We start from the raw sequence: 20,858 nt of genomic DNA, 5'->3' as shown, positions 1-20,858 counted from the left end.
TCAATGTTCTGCTCAAACCGAGAAGGGCTGGGTCGATGCGGGTTCGAGGCTTCACACGGAAGGTATTGGGCGTCGCCGCTGCCGCCCTGCTGGCTCCCCTGATGGCGGTGATCGAATCGCCACCGGCCACCGCGGCGTTCGACCCGGCCATCTTCGATTTCTGGGTCGATTCCCCGACCATGGGCCCGATCAAGACCCGCGTCCTGCGCGCTCGCGACGGCAATACCCAGCGCGTCGCCTACGTCCTGGACGGGATGCGCGCCCAGCAGGATCTGAGCGGCTGGGAGATCAACACCAATATCGCCGAGGTGATGGCGGACCAGAACATCAATGTGGTGATGCCGGTCGGCGGCGAGTCCAGCTTCTACGCCGACTGGGATGCGCCCAGTTCGTTCTTCGGAGCCGCGCCGGGCACCGGATCCGCGGCCTACGGCACCGGGTCGGGCGTCACCGAGTCCATGGGCGGCGGCCCGGGCAAGAGCTACCGCTACGCCTGGGAGGACTTCCTCGCCAACCACCTGCGCTGGGAGCTGCAGAACCGCCTGGGCTTCAACCCGTATCGCAACGGCGTGTTCGGGTTGTCCATGGGCGGCAGCGCCGCGCTCACCCTGGCCGCGTACCACCCCGACTTCTTCAGCTACGCCGGTTCGTACTCCGGCTACCTGAACATCTCGGCACCCGGTATGCGCGAGGCGATCCGGAGCGCCATGCTCGACGCGGGCGGCTACAACGTGGACTCCATGGCTCCGCCGTGGGGGCCGCAGTGGCTGCGCATGGACCCGTTCGTCTTCGCACCCACCCTGATCGCCAACAACACCCGGCTGTGGATCTCCGCCGGCAGTGGCGCGCCCAGGCCCGACGATCTGAACATCCCGCTCGGCGTGGCGGCCGACCGGCTGATCCGCGGCGCGCCGCTGGAAACGTTGGCGCTGGCCAATACTCGCGCCTTCCAGGTCCGCATGCTCTCCCTGGGCGCGCAGAACATTGTCTGGGACTTTCCGGCCACCGGGCTGCACGCCTGGACGAACTGGCAGGACGACGCCTATCGAATGATCCCGGATATGTCCGCGCACATCGGATAGACCCGACTCCCGGATGCGGCCGCCGTCCGCGCGGACGGCGGCCGTCGGGTGTTTCGCACCAGGGCGGTGATCCATCACGGTTTGGTCGCGGGGGGTGTTTCGCCGCCTGTCGACTCCGAATATGCGCCTAAGAAAGATCCTGCGACAACAGCTTCTGCATTTCGGATGTGGTCATCGGAGACCACGCTCGTGAAAGGCGAGTCGATGCGGTCTGTTCGGGTACGCGAGTGGGTGCAGCGGTCAATGGCCGGTTCGGTCCGGGCGGTTTTGGCGGTTTTGGCTGTGGCGGTGACGGTTCCGCTGGCTGGGACAATCGGGGGGATGGCGCCTGCGCATGCGTCATTCGATCCGGGTGGTTACGACTTCTGGGTCGATTCCGACATGGGCCCGATCAAGTCGCGCATCTTCCGCGCCCATGACGGCAATACCCGCCGGGTGGTGTACGCGCTGGACGGATTGCGCGCCCGCAACGACCTTTCCGGCTGGGAGCTCAACACCGATATCGAGCGGGCGCTCACCGCGTGGAACATCAATGTGGTGATGCCGGTGGGCGGCCAGTCCAGCTTCTATTCGGATTGGGTGGCCCCGTCCGATACCAATGGCCAGACCGTGCCGTATGCCTGGGAGACCTTCCTGACCCGGGACCTGCGCCGAGCGCTCGCCGCCCGGCTGGGCTTCAATCCGCGCGGGAACGGGGTGTTCGGGCTGTCCATGGGCGGTGGTGCGGCTCTGGTGCTGGCGGCCTATCACCCGGATCAGTTCCGTTATGCCGGATCGTATTCCGGCTATTTGAACATTTCAGGTCCGGGTATGCGGGAGGCCCTGCGGGCGGCGCTGCTGGACGCGGGCGGCTTCAACATCGACGACATGTGGGGGCCGCCCTGGAGCGAATTGTGGCTGCGCAACGATCCTTTCGTAATCGCGCCGATGCTGCGGGACAACGGCACCAGGATGTGGATCTCCAGCGGCAGCGGTGTTCCGGGTCCGCGGGATGTCGTGGAAACCCCGCTGGACGCGTACAACGTGACGGTCGGGATGGGTCTGGAATCCATAGCGCTTACGAATACTCGCGCGTTCCAGGCGCGCATGGACTCCCTGGGCCCCAGCAATGCGGTGTTCGACTACACCGCCGAGGGTGTGCACGCCTGGCCCTACTGGTCGGATCAGGTCTACAAGATGCTGCCCGACCTGAGCGCCAACCTCGGCTGAGCGAAACCGCCAAGGTTGCTTGCGGCGTAAGGGATTTGCACGTTGCCGCGACATCACGAGGGATTCGCGATATGGTCACCGCACCATTACGGTCGTATGCGATAGTGACTGAGTTGATTCACTGAACCAGCCACTCATTAGCGTGGCCTTGCCAACCGCTCGGAGCGTCGAATACCCTCCAGCGAGCAAGTGTGACCAACCCGTGGTAGCGCTTCACTCACAGGGAAGTGTCGGGATTCGCTGTGAGCGGTGATTGCGTATGTCCGCGCATGGCTTTGTCATGCCGGGGGTACGCGATTGACAACTTAAGACACCGCAGCAGCGCAGTGCTGCGGTAGAGAAGGAGCAATATCCATGCGTTTCGGCAGGTCTGCCGTGCCGGGAGGAGTTTCGTCGCGACGCCGTGCGCAGAGTGCTTGGCGCACACGGCTTGTCGCGGCCACCGTCACCGCGGCGGCGCTCGCGGTCCCGACCGCCTCCCTGGCCGTCCCGTCCATCGCCTCGGCTGCCCCGGCGTTCGGCCCGATGCACCGCGGTATTCCGGGCAGCTTCGAAGAGCTGATGGTGCCGTCCAGCATGGGCCCGATCAAGGTCCAGGTGCAGTGGGCCAAGAACGGTGGCAGCTCCGCGGTCTACATGCTCGACGGCATGCGTGCCCGCGATGATCGCAATGCGTGGGCCAATGCCGATGAGGGCGACGCCCCCGGCATCTTCGCGAACGACGACGTGAACGTCATCATGCCGGTCGGCGGTCAGTCCAGCTTCTACGCCGACTGGGTGTCGCCGTCCAACACCAACGGTCAGAAGTACACCTACAAGTGGGAGACCTTCCTGACCAGGGAACTCCCCGATTTCCTTTCCGGCTACGGTGTTTCGCGCAACAACACCGCCATCGCGGGGCTGTCCATGGGTGGTTCGGCCGCCCTCATGATGGCCGCCTACCACCGCGACATGTTCAAGCAGGCCACCTCGATGTCGGGCTACCTGAACCTGTCCGCGCCGGGCATGCGTGAGGCCATCCGTCTGGCCATGCTGGACGCCGGCCGCTTCAATGTCGACTCGATGGCCGCGCCGTGGAGCCCGGCCTGGCTGCGCATGGACCCGTTCGTGTTCGCGCCGCAGCTCAAGGGTCTGCCGATGTACATCTCGTCCGGTAACGGTATCCCCGGCCCGTACGACGGCGTCGGTTCCGCCGCAGACGTTTTCAACACCGGTAACGCCATCGCGCTGGAGGCGCTGGCGAGCGTGAACACCCGTGCCTTCCAGGCGCGGCTGGGGCAGATCAGCATTCCGGCCCAGTTCGACTTCACCGCGACCGGTACCCACAAGTGGCGCTACTGGCACGACGAGCTGGTGAAGGCCCGCCCGCAGATGCTGAGCGCGCTGGGTCTCGCCTAGTAGGAACCACCGCTGCTCGCCCCGGGCGATAGCGTGAACGAATGAACCGGCCATCCGACAGGGTGGCCGGTTCTTTTATGCCTCCCCATCATTCGCCGCGACGCGGTAGAAACCTACTGTGACAGCTGTGGCAATTGGTAGATGGGGGAGGGGCGGCCGCAGAGGGCTGGTCGCGCTCGCGGTAGCCACGACAGCCTTGCTGACGGGTGGGGTTGCCGGTTGGGGCGCAACGGCATTCGCGGAACCGGGGGCCGCTCCACCAGCGGGTGAACCGGTGAAGCCCACCAAACCCGATATTCGAAATGTGGTGTGGCTGAGCGACAGACGCGTGGCCCTGTGGGTGGATTCCCCCGCCATGGGCACCCAGATCCAGGTGCAACTGCTGCTGGCCAGAGACTGGAAAGCCGAGCCGGACAGCAAATTTCCCGTGCTCTACCTGCTCGACGGTCTGCGTGCGGGCGACGATCAGAGCGGGTGGACCAAAGACGCTGGGGCGGAAGGCTTCTACGCCGACAAGAACATCACCGTGGTGCTGCCCGTCGGCGGCGCGGCCAGCTTCTATTCCGATTGGAAGCAGCCCGACAACGGCAAGACCTACAAGTGGGAAACCTTCCTCACCAGGGAATTGCCGCCGCTGCTGGACCGCGACTGGCGAACCACGAATGTGCGCGGCCTGACCGGGCTCTCCATGGGCGGCACCGCGGCCATGATGCTGGCATCCCGCAACCCCGGATTCGTGCGCTACGCGGCCTCCTTCTCCGGCTTCCTCGCGCTGACGACTCTCGGTATGCCGCAGGCGATCGCGTACGCCATGCGGGACGCGGGCGGCTACAACGCCGACGCCATGTACGGTCCACCCACCGACGCGGAATGGGAATCGCACGATCCGTACGCTCTCGCGGAAAAACTGAAGGGCCTCAGCCTGTATGTGTCCAGCGGCAGCGGCCTGGCAGGCGTCCACGACATTCCGGCCGGGGTTCCGGGCGTGAGCACCAACTGGGTCGGCATGGCGCTGGAAGTGTTGTCGCGCTTCTCTTCTTAGCAGTTCGTGGCCAAGCTGGACAAGCTCAGCATTCCGGTGCAGGTGAACTACCGGCCCTCCGGCACGCATTCCTGGCCGTACTGGGATTTCGAGATGCGGCAGTCCTGGTCGCAGGCGGCGGCCGCGCTGGGCGTGGAGGCGAGCAAGCCGGACTGCGCCGCGGCGGGCGCGATTCAGACTGTGGCGCTGGCGAAGTCGTGGCTCGGTGACTGCCTGACCGCGGAGTATCCGCTGGCCGGTGGTGCGGCGCAGGACTTCCGGGGCGGGCGGGTGGTGTGGTCGGCTGCCACCGGCGCGCATCCGGTGGGCGGCATGATCGGCGGCGCGTACCAGGGCGCGGCGGGACCCGCTGGCGCACTCGGTTTTCCCACCTCCGATGAAACGCCCATACCGGGCGGAGCGCAGCAGGCTTTCCAGCACGGCACCATCGTTTTCCACGACGGCAGGGCCGAGATACACGCCAGCTGAACCGGATACCCGCCGATTACCTCCGGATCGACGGTAGAGTGCACCGTTGTCCGTGACTCCCGTCACGTCGGTGTGGTTCCCCCTGCGGTTCAGGAGATCGATCTCTATGGCAGTACAGGGCGCTTCGTCATGCCCGCAGCACGGTTCGATTCGGATGTCCGGACGCGCCCGCGTCAGACGCGGCTGGCGGCGCGCCCTCGCGGTCGTCGCGGCCGTGCTGGCGCTCCCGGCGCTGGCGGCGCCCGCCCTCGCCGCGCCCGCGCATCCTCAGCACCGCGCCCGCGAGGGCGGCTTCGAGGAGCTGATGGTGCCCTCCAGCATGGGCCCGATCAAGGTGCAGGTGCAGTGGGCCGCGCACGGCGGCGACGCGGCGCTGTACCTGCTCGACGGCCTGCGCGCCCGCGACGACTTCAATGCCTGGAGCTTCGAGACCAATGCCCTGCATCAATTCGCCAATGACAATGTCACCCTGGTGATGCCGGTCGGCGGGCAGTCCAGCTTCTATACCGACTGGCGCTCGCCCTCGAACACCAACGGGCAGAAGTTCACCTACCGGTGGGAGACCTTCCTGACCGACGAGCTGCCCGCCTTCCTCGAGGGCTACGGCGTCTCCCGGACCAACAATGCGGTGGCCGGACTGTCCATGGGCGGGTCGGCGGCACTGGCGCTGGCCGCTTATCACCGCGACCAGTTCAAGCACGCCTCCTCGTTCTCGGGCTACCTGAACATCTCCGCGCCCGGCATGCGCGAGGCCATCCGCATCGCCATGCTCGACGCCGGCCGTTTCAATGTCGACTCCATGGCCTGGCCCTGGAGCCCGCAGTGGCTGCGCATGGACCCGTTCGTCTTCGCACCGCAGCTCCGCAACCTGCCCATGTTCATCTCCGCGTCCTGGGGCGTGCTCGGCCCGCACGACCACCCGGACTCACCAGTCGGCATCTTCAACACCACGAATGCCGTTGCGCTGGAGGCCCTGTCGATGGTGAACACCCTCTCGTTCGTGGGCCGGATGACCCAGCTCGGCATCGGCGCCCACTACAACCTCCAGGTCGCGGGCACCCACTCCTGGCCCTACTGGCAGGACCAACTGGCCACCGCCCGCCCCGACATCCTCGCCGCACTGGGGGTTTGACTCTGGACGTATGCCAACGCAGCAGCTGATTTCGTGGCGGTCGGGGTAACTCCTGGGGCACGCCCGAAATCGGTTTGCCACTTGACCGCCGGCACGCGTGTGGGACGCCGACGGATCTCAGCTGTGCGCTGAAGGCGCGGGGAGGCGGGAAAGAAACTGGACGTTTGCTGTGGAACGGTCCGTTTCCGTGTGTCCTGCCGGGACTGGCGGGCTTGCGGAGGTACAACACTTGTGTGGCTAGAGTTGTCCGTGGGATCAAAAGAAGGCGCATGCGCTGGATGGCATGTGCTGTAGCGGCGCTGTTTCCGCTGGCCGCGGGCACTTTCGCGCAGTGCGGACCGGCAAGCGCGGCACCGGATGCGCCCGCCGCTCCCGCGGCGTCCATCCAGAAGATGTCGTGGCTCAACGACCACCGGGTCGCCCTGTGGGTGAATTCGCCGGCCACCGGCGCACCCGTCGAAGTCCAGTTGCTGCTGCCGCGGGACTGGAACGCCAAGCCGGACGCCAGGTTCCCCGTCGTCTACATGCTCGACGGTCTGCGGGCCACCGACGACGAGAACGGCTGGACCAAGGACGCGGGCGCGGCCGGCTTCTACGCCGACAAGAATTCCCTGGTGGTGCTGCCGATCGGCGGCCAGTCCAGCTTCTACGCCGACTGGCTGGCCCCCGACAACGGCCACAACTACCAGTGGGAGACCTTCCTGGTGAAGGAGCTCCCGCCGTTGCTGGAGAGCCAGTTCCGCGCCACCGATGCGCGTGCGGTGGAGGGACTCTCGATGGGCGGCACCGCGGCCATGATGCTGGCCGCCCGCAATCCCGGCTGGGTGCGCTCGGCCGCCTCCTACTCCGGCTTTCTCACCCTGACATCGCTCGGTATGCCGCAGGCGGTCGATTTCGCCATGCACGACGCGGGCGGCTTCGACTCGGCGAAGATGTTCGGCCCGCCGGGCAGCCCGGCCTGGAAGGAACACGACCCCTACGAGCTGGCCGACAAGCTCAAGGGCGTGGCCCTCTACGTCTCCAGCGGCAACGGCGTCGCGGGCACGACCGACCCGCTCTCCGACATTCCGGGCATAACAAGCAATTACGCGGGCCTGAGCCTCGAGGTGCTGTCCCGGCTGAGCACCCAGAACTTCGTGGCCAAGCTCAACAAGCTGAACATCCCCGTCTCGGTGAACTACCGCCAGTCCGGCACCCACACCTGGCCGTACTGGGATTTCGAGATGCGCCAGGCCTGGCCGCAGACGGCCACCGCGCTGGGCGTGGACGCGACCCCCGTCGACTGCAGGACCGGTGGCGCGATCGCGCCGGTGGCGCAGGGCAACTCCTGGCTCGGTGACTGCCTCACCGCGGAGTACCCGCTGCCCGGCGGCGTGGCCCAGGACTTCCGCGGCGGCAAGGTGTTCTTCTCGCCGGCCACCGGCGCCCAGACGGTCGCGGGTGCGATCGGCGGCAGCTATGGCGGACTGGGCACGGCGGCAAGCGCTCTGGGCTTCCCGATCGCGGGCGAGGGCGGCCTGCCCGACGGCCGCGGCCGACTGCAGCCGTTCCAGCACGGGTCGATCTACTGGACTCCGCAGACCGGTGCGCAGGCGGTGCGCGGGGCCATCCTCGACGAATGGGCCAGGCAGGGCTACGAGCGGGGCCCGGCCGGGTACCCCACCGGCCAGGAGGCCCGGACGCCCCAGAAGGACGGTGCGGTACAGGGTTTCGAGAACGGGCCCATGTACTTCAGCGCCAGGACCGGCGCGCACCTGGTGCAGGGCCTGATCCTGGGCAAGTACGCGCAGCTCGGATTCGAGAACAGCCCTTACGGATTCCCGACCTCGGGTGAGCAGCCGGTGCGCGACTTCGGCCGCTGGTCCGGCTTCGAGGGCGGCAATATCTACTGGAGCCCGCTCTCGGGCGCCTGGGGCGTGCGGACCGGTCCGATCATGGACGCCTGGGGCGCAACCGGATTCGAGAACGGACCGCTCGGCTACCCGATCTCCGACGAGAGCCCGACCCCGGGCGGCACCCAGCAGACCTTCCAGGGCGGCACCATCACCACCCGCGACGGCCGAGCCGCCGCGGCCACCCACGACGGCCGCCCGATCGCCATCCCCGGCGCCGAGCAGCCCAAGCCGGACCCGGCCAAGCCGGCCGCCCAGCAGCCCGCACTCCCGCTGCCGGGCCTGCCCGTCCTGCCGCAGCCGGTGCCGCCGGCCCCCGCCCCCGAGGCTCCGGTCCCCGTGCCGGCGACCCCGGCCGCCGCCCCTGCCGCGCCGGCCCCGGCCGCGACCCTTGCACCTGCTCCGGCACCCGCCACGGCTCCGGCACCTGCACCCGGCATGGCTCCGGCCCCTGCACCCGCCGCGGCCCCTGCACCTGCTGCGGCTCCGGCACCCGCCACGGCTCCGGCCCCGGCATCCGTGCTCCCACCTGCCGATCCGGCGCAGCCCGCGCCCATTCCGGCGCTGGGTCCGGAGGTCCGTCCCAACTGAGACTTTCCGGCCAAACAGCCCTAATCGGCCCTAAGAAGTAGATGTGGTTCCGTTGTGGCCCGGGACTCCGTCCCGGGTTGCGGCTAGCCTGGGGGCGACCTCTTGCCCCTGGACAGATATAGGAAGCGAATTGATGCACGGTACCCGTGGAAAGGTATTCGGCGTGGTGGCCGCCATCGCCGCCGCTGGACTGCTCGCCGCTTGCGGTAGCAATGACTCGACCGCCAAGAGCACGCCCACGCTGACAACAACCAAGACCACGGCCGCCGCGCCCGCCACCCCGGGCGAGGCGACGCCGTCCACGGATCAGCAGGCTCCGCAGGCCACGCCGGATGCCGGGACCCCCAGCTCCACGGCCGAGCGCCCGGCTCCGGTGCCGAGCCAGTTCATCACCACCCCGAACGGCTCCCCGGCGCTGTCGGACAAGGAGAAGAGCTTCCTCGACGACCTGAAGAAGGCCGGTATCACCCCGGGTTCCCCGGATATCGCCGTCACCGCGGCCAATCTGGTGTGCCAGGGTAAGTCGGAGAACGCCCCGCAGGATCAGATCATCACCTATGTGACCGCGATCGCCGGTTCCGATCCGTCCTTCGATCCGTCCAAGATGACGGTCGAGCAGGCGGGCAAGATCTACTACGACGTCGCCTCGAAGAGCTACTGCAACAAGTGACGACGCGACGCCGAATCGGACAGACCCGGTCGCGGCCAGTGGGTTGCCTGCTGCTCGCCATCGCCGCGATCGTGATCGTGGTCGTGGTGGCGCTGCTGTTGTGGTACCTGCTGGCCGGCCGGTTGCGGCTGCCCGGCCCCAAGCCGCCGGCCCCGCCCCGTCCGAGTTCGCAGCCGGCCACCTGCCCGGACGTGTTCATGCTGTCCGTGCCGGGCACCTGGGAGTCGAACAGCCACGACGACCCCTACAGCCCGGCCGCGAACCCGGCGTCGCTGATGCTGAACATCTCCAACCCGATTCGGGCCAAGTTCCCCGATGAGCGGGTCGAGGTCTACACCGTCCCGTACGTCGCGCAGTTCTCCAATCCGGTCGCCATTCCGCCGGACGGGCAGTCCTCCTACAACAACAGCCGTTCCGAGGGCGCCAAGCGGGCCACCGACAAGCTCGCGCAGACCGCCGCTCAATGTCCGCTCACCACTTACGTTCTGGCGGGTTTCTCGCAGGGCGCGGTGATCGTCGGTGACATCGCCGCGCAGATCGGCGCGGGCAAGGGCCCGGTGGCCGAGGACCTGGTGCTGGGCGTGACCACCATCGCCGACGGGCGCCGCGATGTCGGCGATCCGGGCGAGGCCGTCGAGATCGGCCCGACCCCGCCCGGCGTGGGCGCGGAGGTGGCGCTCAAGGGCCTGAACGTCCCCGGTATCACCATGACCGGACCGCGTGGCGGCTACGGCAAGCTCACCGGCCGCACCTTCACCATCTGTGCCGCAGGCGATCTGATCTGTGATTCCCCTCGCCAGGCACTGAGCCCGAACAATATCCTCGGCAGCCTGAACATCCTGGTCCGCGCCGCGGGCAATCCGGTGCACAGCCTCTACAACGGCTACCAGGTGGACGACAACGGCACCACCGCCACCGAGTGGACGGTGAACTGGGCGTCGGGTCTCATCGAAAACGCTCCGCACCCTGCACATACGTAAGCCGTTACTCAGCGAACCTTATGCGTTCGGGCGCACCCTGGTCGATGGGTACTTCACCGGCGGTGTGACCCCCACCGACCGACCCCCCAGTTTCGGGGTCACCCGGTAAAGTGCTCCGGGTTGCGACACTGCCGAGACCCGGTGCGTGCGGCAACTCACATCCAGTCCTAGTTGTGTCCTATGTGGGGCGCTCCCCACCCATTTGGAGGCATTCGCGCCGGTGAAGCACTAGTCCAGAGGTGTGAGCTGGGAGATGTTCGGCCGCTCCGAAGCATGGCCGGGCGGCTCCTCTGTAACATGTCCCTGGTTTGAGAACATCTAGCCATTAGACGGTCACCGCGCAGACCGCAACACAATTCTGCAGGTTGGCTCTCGCATGGAGCTCCCGCGGGCGAAGAGAGTCGGGGCCTCACAGGTAACAGCGGCAATGCATGCCGTCTCATGCCGCGTGTGCCTCGGAGGAGAAGAAGGAATGGACGAGACTTTCGACGATTACCTCGACGAAACGGGGAACATCACGATTCCCGAGGGACGCACCCTCGTCGACTACGTCGAGAAGCACACTCACGGTAACGACGCCAATGACTTGGCCTACCGCTACATCGACTACTCACGCGAGCGCGACGGTGAGTACCAGGACCTCACTTGGAGTCAGTTCGGTACGCGGCTGCGCGCGGTGGCCGCCCGACTGCAGCAGGTGACCAAGCGGGGCGATCGGGTCGCGATCCTGGCTCCGCAGGGCCTGGATTACGTCATCTCCTTCTTCGCCGCCATCTACGCGGGCACCATCTCCGTGCCGCTGTTCGATCCGGACGAACCGGGCCACACCGATCGCCTGCACGCGGTCCTCGGTGACTGCACGCCCGCCGCGATCCTGACGGCGAGCTCCTCCGCCGCCGGTGTCCGCCAGTTCTTCCGGTCGCTGCCCGCGGCCCAGCGCCCGCGCATCATCGCCGTCGACGCGATTCCCGACAGCGTCGGGGAGTCCTGGATCCGCCCCGACATCGTGGTCGACGACATCGCCTACCTGCAGTACACCTCCGGCTCCACCCGGGTGCCCGCCGGTGTCGAGATCACCCACCGCGGTGTCGGCACCAATGTGCTGCAGATGGTGAACGCGCTTGATCTGAACGAGAATTCGCGCGGCGTGACCTGGCTGCCGCTGTACCACGACATGGGTCTGCTGACGGTGATCCTGCCCGCCGTGGGCGGCAAGTACATCACCATCATGTCCCCGGCCTCGTTCGTGCGCCGGCCCTCGCGCTGGATCAACGAGCTGGCCGCGGTGTCCGACGGCGCCGGAACCTTCGCCGCCGCACCGAACTTCGCCTTCGAGCACGCCGCCGTGCGCGGCCTGCCCAAGCCGGGCGAGTCGCTGGACCTGTCGAACGTGCTCGGCCTGATCAACGGCTCCGAGCCGGTGACCACCACCTCGATGAAGAAGTTCAACGAGGCGTTCGCCCCGTACGGCCTGCCCAAGACCGCCATCAAGCCGTGCTACGGCATGGCCGAGGCCACCCTGTTCGTGTCGGCCACCCGGCACGAGGACGAGGCCAAGGTCATCTACGTGGACCGGCTGGAGCTCAATGCCGGTCGCGTGAAGAAGGTCGAGCAGGGCACGGAGAACTCCATCGCCCAGGTGTCCTGCGGTTACATCGCGCTGTCGCAGTGGGCGACCATCGTGGACGGCGACTCCATCGACTCGCCCGAGGGCGCGCGTGAGCTGCCCGACGGGCAGGTCGGCGAGATCTGGCTGCACGGCAACAACATCGGCATCGGCTACTGGGGCCGCTCCGAGGAGACCCAGAAGACCTTCCGTAACCAGCTCGCGCATCGACTGTCCGAGGACAGCCACGCGGAGGGCGTGCCGGCCGACGGCATCTGGCTGCGCACCGGTGACTACGGCGTCTACGTGGACGGCGAGCTCTACATCACCGGCCGCGTCAAGGACCTGGTCATCGTGGACGGCCGCAACCACTACCCGCAGGATCTCGAGTACTCCGCCCAGGAGGCCTCGACCATGCTGCGCCCCGGTTTCATCGCCGCCTTTGCGGTGCCCGCCAACCAGCTGCCCGCCGAAGTCTTTGCGCAGGACAGCCATTCGGGCCTGCAATACGACGCCGACGACGCCAGCGAGCAGCTGGTCATCGTGGCCGAGCGCGGCCCGGGCGCGGGCAAGGCCGATCCGGGGCCCATCGCGGATGCGGTCCGCGCGGCCATCTCGTCCCGGCACGGTGTCACCGCGCGTGACATCCTCCTCGTTCCGGCCGGTTCGATTCCGCGTACCTCCAGCGGCAAGATCGCCCGTCGCGCCTGCAAGGCGGAGTACATCGGCGGCACGCTGCGTGGTGGTTACACGCAGCAGGCCTTCCCCGATGCACCGGACGAGGAGTGAGACGACCGTCTCGAAGTTGGATGGCGCGAGCCCGTTCGGTTCGCGCCATTCATGCATGAAAGGCAGTGCCGTTCCGGCACGCGAAGACAGAGCCGTTCGGGCAGGGAACGGCGAGAGTCTCGATAAGAACGCCGCGCACCGTGAGCAGACAGGTAGCTTGAGGAACTGATGGCTGAGAACGAGGGCACGGACCCCACCCAGACGACCGAGAACGCACCGGCGGCCGAAGGTGCGGCCACGCAGAAACCTGCCGCGGCCGACATGTCGGTGGCCGACCTGCGGGAATGGCTGCGCCGCTGGGTCGCCGATGCGACCGGGCAGCCGATCGAGAACATCACCGTGGACCGGCCGATGGAGGAGTTCGGCCTGGCCTCGCGCGATGCCCTCGCACTCGGTGGCGATATCGAGGAGCTGACGGGGGTCCTGCTGAACGCGACAATCGTCTACCAGCACCCGACCATCGCCTCGCTGGCCGAGCGAATCATCAATGGGGAGCCCGACCTTCCTGCCGACGTGGCCGACGACTCGTTCTACACCCAGGGTTTCCAGCCGGGCGAGGCGCACGATGTCGCCATCGTCGGTCTGTCCACCCGCCTGCCGGGTGCGGGCGATACGCCCGAATCCACCTGGGACTTCCTGATCAACCGCGGTGACGCGATTCGCGACCTACCCGAGGGCCGCTGGGCGGAGTTCCTCGACGATCCGCGCCTCGTGGAGCAGATCGCCAAGTCCAACACCAAGGGCGGCTACCTCGACCAGGACGTCCTCAAGAACTTCGACGCCGAGTTCTTCGCCATCTCCCCGGTCGAGGTGGAGCGCATGGACCCGCAGCAGCGGATGGCGCTCGAGCTGACCTGGGAAGCGCTGGAGCACGCCAGGATTCCCGCCAACACCCTCAAGGGTGAGCAGGTCGGCGTCTTCATCGGTTCGACCAGCACCGAGTTCATGATCATCGCGGGCATGGCGGTCGGGAACACCGATCCCGGCACGCCGCTCTCGGCCGAGGGCTACGGCATCATGGGCAGCGTCTCGGCCATCATCCCCAACCGGGTCTCGTACTTCTACGACTTCCGTGGCCCGTCGGTGGCCGTCGACACCGCGTGCTCGTCCTCGCTGGTAGCGGTGCACCAGGCCGTTCGGGCGCTGCGCAACGGCGAGGCCGATCTGGCGCTGGCCGGTGGCACGAACGTGCTGCTGTCCCCGGCCGCGACGCTGGCCTTCGACGCCAATGGCGGTGTGTCGAAGGACGGTCACATCAAGGCGTTCTCGTCGGACGCCGACGGCATGGTCCGCTCCGAGGGCGGCGGTCTGGTCGTGCTCAAGCGGCTGGCCGATGCCGAGCGCGACGGCGACACCATCTACGCGGTCGTCAAGGGCTCCGCGGTCAACAGCGACGGCCGGTCCAACGGCCTGCTGGCCCCGAACCCGGACGCGCAGGCCGATGTGCTGCGCAGCGCCTACCGGGATGCCGGAATCCCGCCGTCCCAGGTCGACTACATCGAGGCGCACGGCACCGGCACCCCCATCGGCGACCCGATCGAGGCGGATGCGCTCGGTCGCGTCATCGGCCGGGGCCGTGAGGCCGACAAGCCCGCCCTGCTGGGTTCGGCCAAGACCAATTTCGGTCACCTGGAGGCCGCGGCCGGCGCCGCGGCCCTCGCGAAGGTCATCATGGCGTTGCAGCACAACGTCATTCCGCCGCACCTCAACTTCGCGGGTCCCAGCCCCTTCATTCCGTTCGACCAGGCGCATCTGAAGGTCACCGACCAGCCCACCGAATTCCCGCGTTACAGCGGCAAGGCCACCATCGGCGTCTCCGGCTTCGGCTTCGGTGGCACCAATGCGCACGTGGTCATCCAGGAGTACGTGCCGGCCCTCGCCGCAGCGGGGGTTTCCGAGACCACCGGCCTCGACAACGAGACCACCGACGTGGTCGCCGAGGCCATCACCGAAACCGTTGCGCCGGAACCGGAGTGGGGCAATCGCGAAGAGCCGATGCCGCTGATCCTCCCGGTGTCGGGTTACCTGCCGTCGCGGCGCAAGCGCGCCGCCAAGGATCTGGCCGACTGGCTGGAATCCGAAGCGGGACAGGCGACTCCGCTGGCGGATGTGGCCCGGACGCTGGCCAAGCGCAACCACGGCCGTTCGCGCGGCGTGGTCGTGGCCAAGACCCATGACGAGGCCATCGCGGGCCTGCGGGCCATCGCCGAGGGCAAGCCGGGCAATGGCGTCTGGACCGCCGATTCCCCCGCCGCCAAGGGCGCGCTGTGGGTGATGGCCGGTTTCGGTGCGCAGCACCGCAAGATGGGCAAGCAGCTCTACACCGAGAACTCGATCTTCCGTAAGGCCGTCGATCAGGTCGACGAGCTGGTCATGGACGAGGCCGGGTACTCGGTCAAGGAGATGATCCTCGACGACTCCATGGACTGGGACATCGGCACCGGCCAGGTCGGTACCTTCACCATCCAGGTGGGTCTGGCCTCGATCCTGCGCGCGCACGGCGCCGAGCCCGAGGGCGTGGTCGGCCACTCCCAGGGTGAGGTTGCGGGAGCGTACATTTCGGGCGGTCTGCCGCTCGAGGACGCGGTCCGGGTGATCTGCGCGCGCTCGCGGCTGATGGCCGAGGGCGAGGCCATGCTCACCGACGACCAGGTCCGCAATATGGCGCTGCTGGAGTACTCCGCCGAGGAGATCGCCAAGCTGGTCGAGACCGAGTTCCCCGAGATCGAGGTCGCGGTGTACGCCGCGCCCAACAACACGGTGATCGGCGGCATGCCGGACCAGGTGCACGCGATCGTGGCGCGCGCCGAGGCCGAGGGCAAGTTCGCCCGCGTGCTGCAGACCCGCGGCGCGGGCCACACCTCGCAGATGGACATGCTGCTGGGCGAACTCGCCGCCGAGCTGGCCGGCATCGAGCCCACCAAGCTCAAGCGCGACCTCTACTCGACCGTCCACAAGGACACCGTCTACCGCGCCGGGCACCCCCCCGTGCAGGACGTGGACTACTGGGTCATGAACATGCGCGGCTCGGTGTACTTCACCAACGCCATCCGGCAGGCCGTCGACACCGGTATCACCACCTTCCTGGAACTCGCGCCGAATTCCGTTGCGCTCATGCAGGTCCTGGGCACCACCTTCGCGGCGGGCGTGCACAATGCGGCACTCATCCCGACCCTGAAGCGCAAGGAGGACGAGGCCGCGGGCGTCATCTCCGCGCTGGCGCAGCTGTACGTGCACGGCCACAAGGTGGACCTGCCCTCGCTGCTGCCCGCCGGTGACTACGCCGCCGCGCCGCGCACCGCGTTCCTGCGCAAGCAGTACTGGCCCAAGGTGACCGGCGGCTTCGGCGGCGGCGCGGGCAATGCTCGTGTCCCGGGCGCGCATGTCGCGCTGCCGGACGGCCGCCACGTCTGGGAGGTGCAGGCCCCGGCCGTCACCGACCTGGCCGCGCTGGTGAATGCCGCTGCCGCGCAGGTGCTCTCGGATGTCACCGTCGGCGCCTCCATCGCGCACGGCGCGGTCCCTGCCACCGGCACGCTGACCACCACGCTCACCCCCCACCCGGGCGGCGCGTCGGTGTCGGTGCACGCCAAGGAGGGCAATGCCTTCCGCCCCCTCTTCGACGCCGTCGTCACTGCGTCTCTCCCCACTCACGCACCCCTGGCCGCGCCGCTGCCGGAATCGGCTGTGGCGCAGCCGGTCGCGGCCGTCCAGGCGGCTCCGGCGGTCGAGGTGGTCGAGGCCGCCCCCGGCGAGCGCTGGGATCCCAAGGGCACGCAGACCATCGAGCAGCGCCTGGCCATCATCGTGGCCGAGTCCATGGGCTACGCGGTCGAGGACCTCCCGATGGAGATCCCGCTGATGGAGCTGGGTCTGGATTCGCTGATGGCCATGCGCATCAAGAACCGCGTGGAATACGAGTTCGACATTCCGCAGCTGCAGATCCAGGCCGTGCGCGATGCCAGCCTGCTCGAGGTCGGCAAGGTGCTGCGCTACGCCATCGAGCATCGCGATCAGCTCGCCGACATCGCCGCGCGGCAGGCCGCCGGTGAGGACATCACCGTCGACGCCGACTTCATCTCCGCCGCGCGGGCCGCCATGGCCGCCGGCGAGGATCCGGCCGCGCTGCTGCCCGAGGCCGAGACCACCGATGTGGTGGCCGAGGCCGAGGAGATCGTCGCGGAGCACGAGTCCGCCGCGCCGATCGCCGAGACCGATGCCGACAATGTGCCCCCGCGCAACGGCGAGGAGCGACTCGCCTTCGCCACCTGGGCGCTGGTGACCGGCAAGACGGCGGGCGGCATCTTCAACCGGCTGCCCGAGATCGACGACACCACGCTGGAGAAGCTGGTGGCCCGGCTGTCGGAGCGGGTCAAGGCCGAGGTCGATCCGGCCGAGGTGCGGGCCTGCAAGACCATCGAGCAGCTGTCCGAGGTCGTTGTCCGCTATCAGGGCAAGAGCTCCGATCTGGAGGGCTTCGTGCGCACGCTGCGCGCGAAGGAGGCCGGTTCGAATGCGGTGCCGGTCTTCGTGTTCCACGCTTCGGGCGGCAACACCCTGGTGTACGAGCCGCTGCTGAACCGGCTCCCGGCCGGGACTCCGATGTACGGCCTGGAGCGGGTCGAGGGCACCATCGAAGAGCGTGCGCACCAGTACATTTCGGAGATCCGCAAGCGGCAGCCGGAGGGCCCGTACATTTTCTACGGCTGGTCGCTGGGCGCGGTGTTCGCGTTGAAGGTCGGCGAGATCATGCGCGCCGAGGGTGCGGACGTCCGGCACGTCGGCCTGATCGACCTGGCCATTCCGGTCGAGCCCTTCAGTGACGCCCCCGAGGAGCGGGTGGAGCGGATCCGCCGCTACCAGGCGTTCGCGCAGAAGACCTACGGCTTCAATGGCGAACTCGATCAGGAGCAGCTCGAGGAGCTGGCCGCGGCGTCCGACGCGGAGCAGATCGACATCATCATGGAGCTGCTGAAGTTCGCCGGGGTCGACATCCCGGGCGGCGTGATCGAGCATCAGCGCACCTCATGGATCGACAGCAAGGAGCTGCAGAAGATCGAGCCGTCGAAGTACGACGGCGCCGTCGCCCTCTACCTCGCCGATCGCTACCACGACGGAATGATCGAGCTGGAACCGCGTTTCGCGGACCGGCGGCCGAACGGCGGCTGGCAGGAACACATTCCGAATCTGGAGATCATCCACATTCCGGGCGATCACATCCAGATCATCGACGAGCCGCGGATCGCCACCATCGGCGCCGATCTCGCCAAGAAATTGTCGGAGATCGACACCACAACGAAATAGCACCACGACGACACGAGTTCTGCGAAAGTAGGTTTTGCCGAGAGGAGTGTCCAAGTGAGCACCACCGCCGACAAACTCGCCGACCTTCGACACAAGCTCGACATCGCGAGGGAACCGGCGGGAGACGCGGGAATCGCCAAGCGGGCCAGGAAGGGAATTCCCTCGGCCCGCGACCGCATCGAGATGCTGCTGGATCCCGGCACTTTCGTGGAAGTCGGTGCGCTGGTGCGCAATCCGGGCGACAAGGCCGCCCTCTTCGGGGATGGCGTGGTCACCGGCCACGGCCTGGTGGAGGGCCGCCCGGTGGCCGTCTTCTCGCACGACCAGACCGTCTACGGCGGTTCGGTCGGCGAGATGTTCGGGCGCAAGGTCGCCGGCATCCTGGAATTCGCGGCCAAGATGGGCTGCCCGGTGGTCGGCATCAACGACTCCGGCGGCGCCCGCGTGCAGGAGGCGGTGACCTCCCTGGCCTGGTACGCCGAGCTGGGCCGGCGTCAGGAACCGTTGTCCGGCTTGGTGCCTCAGATCTCCATGATCCTGGGCAGCTGCGCGGGCGGCGCGGTCTACGCGCCCATCAATACCGACGTGGTGGTGGCCACCGAAGCGGCCTACATGTTCGTCACCGGGCCCAAGGTGATTCGTGAGGTCACCGGTGAGGACGTCAGCCTCGAGGAGCTCGGCAGCGCGAAATCCCAAGCCCAGTACGGCAATATCCACCATGTGGCCCCGGACGAGGCCGCTGCCTTCGAGTGGGTGCGCGAGTACCTCGGCTATCTGCCGTCGAGCTGCACGGAGCTGCCGCCGGTGGTGAATCCGGGGCTGGAACCGGAGATCACCGACACCGACCTGGAACTCAACGGCATCGTGCCCGATTCCGACAATGCCGGCTACGACATGCACGAGATCCTGCTCCGGATCTTCGACGACGGCGCGTTCCACGAATTCGGTGAGGCCGCGGGCAAGAACGTCATCTGCGGCTTCAGCCGCGTGGACGGCCGCACGGTCGGCGTGGTGGCCAATCAGCCCCTGGTCTACGCCGGTGCGCTCGATGCCCGCGCCTCGGACAAGGCCGCCCATTTCGTGCGGCTCTGCGACGCCTTCGAAATCCCGCTGGTCTTCGTCGTCGACACCCCGGGCTTCCTACCCGGAGTGGAGCAGGAGAAGATCGGCGTCATCAAGCGCGGCGGCCGGTTCATCTTCTCCTTCGTGGAGGCCACCGTCCCGAAGGTCACCGTGGTCATCCGCAAGTCCTACGGCGGCGGCTATGCCGTCATGGGGTCCAAACAGCTGGGCGCGGATGTGAATCTGGCCTGGCCCACCGCCCGGATCGCGGTCATGGGCGCGGAGAGCGCGGTGTCGCTCATCGGCGCCAAGACCCTGGCGGCGGCCGCGGAGCCGGAGCGCGCGGCCATGCGCAAGCAGATGATCGAGTTCTACAACGCCACCGTCGCGACGCCCTGGGTGGCGGCCGAACGCGGCTATATCGACGCGGTCATCGAGCCCGCCACCACCCGCCTGGAAATTCGGCGCGCCCTGCACCTGCTGCGCGACAAGAAGGCTCCGGGCAATCCCCGCAAACATCATCTGCTGCCGTTGTAGCGGCGCCTGTTTCGGCGGGTTCGGCGCGCGCCATTGCGGGATTCGACGCCGGCCATTGCGACCCGACCTCGTGTGTGAAAACATCTCATTTCAATTTCGCAAATGAGAGCTTGGGAGCGAAGCAGTAATGGCTACCCTTCGAATTCGGCACACGATCATCGGCGGCGCGGCCACCGCCGCGACCGCCCTGGCGGTCCTGTCCGCCGCACCGGCCGCCTCCGCACAGGTCACCGGGCTGTCGGCCGGGACCGGGCTGGCGCACACCAATACGACCTACACCCTGACGGCGTCGGTCGGCGGCTCGAACGCGGGCAGCCAGGTGGGCTTCTGGATCGGAAGCCCGTCCGGCGGCGCAGCCGTGTACATGGGCGCCTCTCCGGTGGATTCCACCGGTCACGCGACCTATCAGTGGACCCCGACGACGGCGGGTACGTACACGCTCATCGCGAGTGACGACGGCAGCAGCACCAGCAGCAACGCCCAGACCATCGGCATCAGCGTCACCGCGGTTCCGGTGGGCGGCATGGGCACCGGCAGCGCCTCGAAGATTCCGATCATCGGCGGCCTGCTGAGCGGCCTGCTGAGCCAGTTCGGCCTCGTCTGACACCGATTCGCCCCGTCTGGAGCCGGCCTCGCCCCGCTCACGGGCGGCTTGTTCAGGCGGCTCGCCGATTGCGCTGAATCTATCGGGTGACCCGTACAGATGTGAGAGCCTTCAGCTATGAGTACCTCACCCTTGGCGCTACTCGAAGGCGGGCCGGATGGCCTCGAAACGCGGATCGTCCCGATCACGCCACCGGGCGTCGAGTTGCGAGTGGCGTTCGGGGACGGGTACGAGCGCTACAAAGTGACGTCACGCTGGCAGGACACTCCGGAGGGGAGTCTGCCCGTCTACGAGTGGGTGGCACACGTGGACGTCAAGAAATAGCAACTGGAATTCGATAGGACCCGAAAGAGCAGTGGCCGCCCCCCCCCGCGCGGGGGGGCCCCCCCCCGCAACGGTGCCCGGGGCCGACACGCGCCCCGTACCCCGGGGCCCCCAACCCCCGCCGGGGCCCCCCGGGGGGGGGGCCAGCGCGGGGGGGGGGGGCATGGG

Annotated in this window: 11 protein-coding genes and 2 pseudogenes; all 13 read left to right on the top strand. The window is 67.8% G+C overall.

Annotated elements, in window-relative coordinates; translation table 11 throughout:
• The first annotated feature begins 35 nt into the window (after positions 1–35).
• Positions 36–1,082, top strand: coding sequence for an alpha/beta hydrolase (locus tag ACFXIV_RS08530; protein ID WP_379393100.1), 1,047 nt, complete (start codon positions 36–38; stop codon positions 1,080–1,082).
• A gap of 204 nt (positions 1,083–1,286) precedes the next feature.
• A complete protein-coding gene (locus ACFXIV_RS08525) occupies positions 1,287–2,291 on the top strand; it encodes an alpha/beta hydrolase (protein WP_379393102.1) in 1,005 nt (334 codons plus the stop codon).
• Positions 2,292–2,645: 354 nt separating this feature from the next.
• A complete protein-coding gene (locus tag ACFXIV_RS08520) occupies positions 2,646–3,689 on the top strand; it encodes an alpha/beta hydrolase (RefSeq protein ID WP_379393104.1) in 1,044 nt (347 codons plus the stop codon).
• 118 nt (positions 3,690–3,807) lie between these two features.
• Positions 3,808–5,160 (top strand): annotated as a pseudogene (locus ACFXIV_RS08515) (alpha/beta hydrolase-fold protein); the annotation flags it as partial.
• A gap of 193 nt (positions 5,161–5,353) precedes the next feature.
• The gene (locus ACFXIV_RS08510) at positions 5,354–6,331 is read left to right on the top strand and encodes an alpha/beta hydrolase (protein ID WP_379393106.1); all 978 of its coding nucleotides are present in this window, start codon (positions 5,354–5,356) and stop codon (positions 6,329–6,331) included.
• 269 nt (positions 6,332–6,600) lie between these two features.
• Positions 6,601–8,397, top strand: a pseudogene (locus tag ACFXIV_RS08505) (alpha/beta hydrolase-fold protein); the annotation flags it as partial.
• Positions 8,398–8,947: 550 nt separating this feature from the next.
• Complete coding sequence (locus ACFXIV_RS08500) at positions 8,948–9,484, top strand: DUF732 domain-containing protein (protein WP_379393108.1); 537 nt, start codon at positions 8,948–8,950, stop codon at positions 9,482–9,484.
• The gene (locus ACFXIV_RS08495) at positions 9,481–10,464 is read left to right on the top strand and encodes a cutinase family protein (protein WP_379393110.1); all 984 of its coding nucleotides are present in this window, start codon (positions 9,481–9,483) and stop codon (positions 10,462–10,464) included. Before ACFXIV_RS08500 ends, ACFXIV_RS08495 begins: the two co-directional genes overlap by 4 nt.
• A 472-nt stretch (positions 10,465–10,936) precedes the next feature.
• Positions 10,937–12,859: a long-chain-fatty-acid--AMP ligase FadD32 gene (fadD32, locus tag ACFXIV_RS08490; protein WP_379393111.1), complete on the top strand. Its 1,923-nt coding sequence runs from the start codon at positions 10,937–10,939 to the stop codon at positions 12,857–12,859.
• Between the two features lie 168 nt (positions 12,860–13,027).
• Positions 13,028–18,163, top strand: coding sequence for a polyketide synthase Pks13 (gene pks13, locus ACFXIV_RS08485; protein WP_379393112.1), 5,136 nt, complete (start codon positions 13,028–13,030; stop codon positions 18,161–18,163).
• Between the two features lie 54 nt (positions 18,164–18,217).
• On the top strand, positions 18,218–19,762 hold the full coding sequence (locus tag ACFXIV_RS08480; protein WP_379393113.1) for an acyl-CoA carboxylase subunit beta: 1,545 nt from the start codon (positions 18,218–18,220) through the stop codon (positions 19,760–19,762).
• A 127-nt stretch (positions 19,763–19,889) separates the two neighbouring features.
• The gene (locus tag ACFXIV_RS08475) at positions 19,890–20,366 is read left to right on the top strand and encodes a hypothetical protein (RefSeq protein ID WP_379393114.1); all 477 of its coding nucleotides are present in this window, start codon (positions 19,890–19,892) and stop codon (positions 20,364–20,366) included.
• Positions 20,367–20,483: 117 nt separating this feature from the next.
• On the top strand, positions 20,484–20,690 hold the full coding sequence (locus ACFXIV_RS08470; protein ID WP_354851037.1) for a DUF5988 family protein: 207 nt from the start codon (positions 20,484–20,486) through the stop codon (positions 20,688–20,690).
• Positions 20,691–20,858 lie beyond the last annotated feature (168 nt).

Source organism: Nocardia sp. NPDC059236, from assembly GCF_042754085.1.
In the GTDB taxonomy this organism is placed as follows: Bacteria; Actinomycetota; Actinomycetes; order Mycobacteriales; family Mycobacteriaceae; genus Nocardia.
The sequence above is the reverse complement of the archived record's forward strand: the minus strand, read 5'-3'. Positions and strand labels throughout refer to the sequence as shown.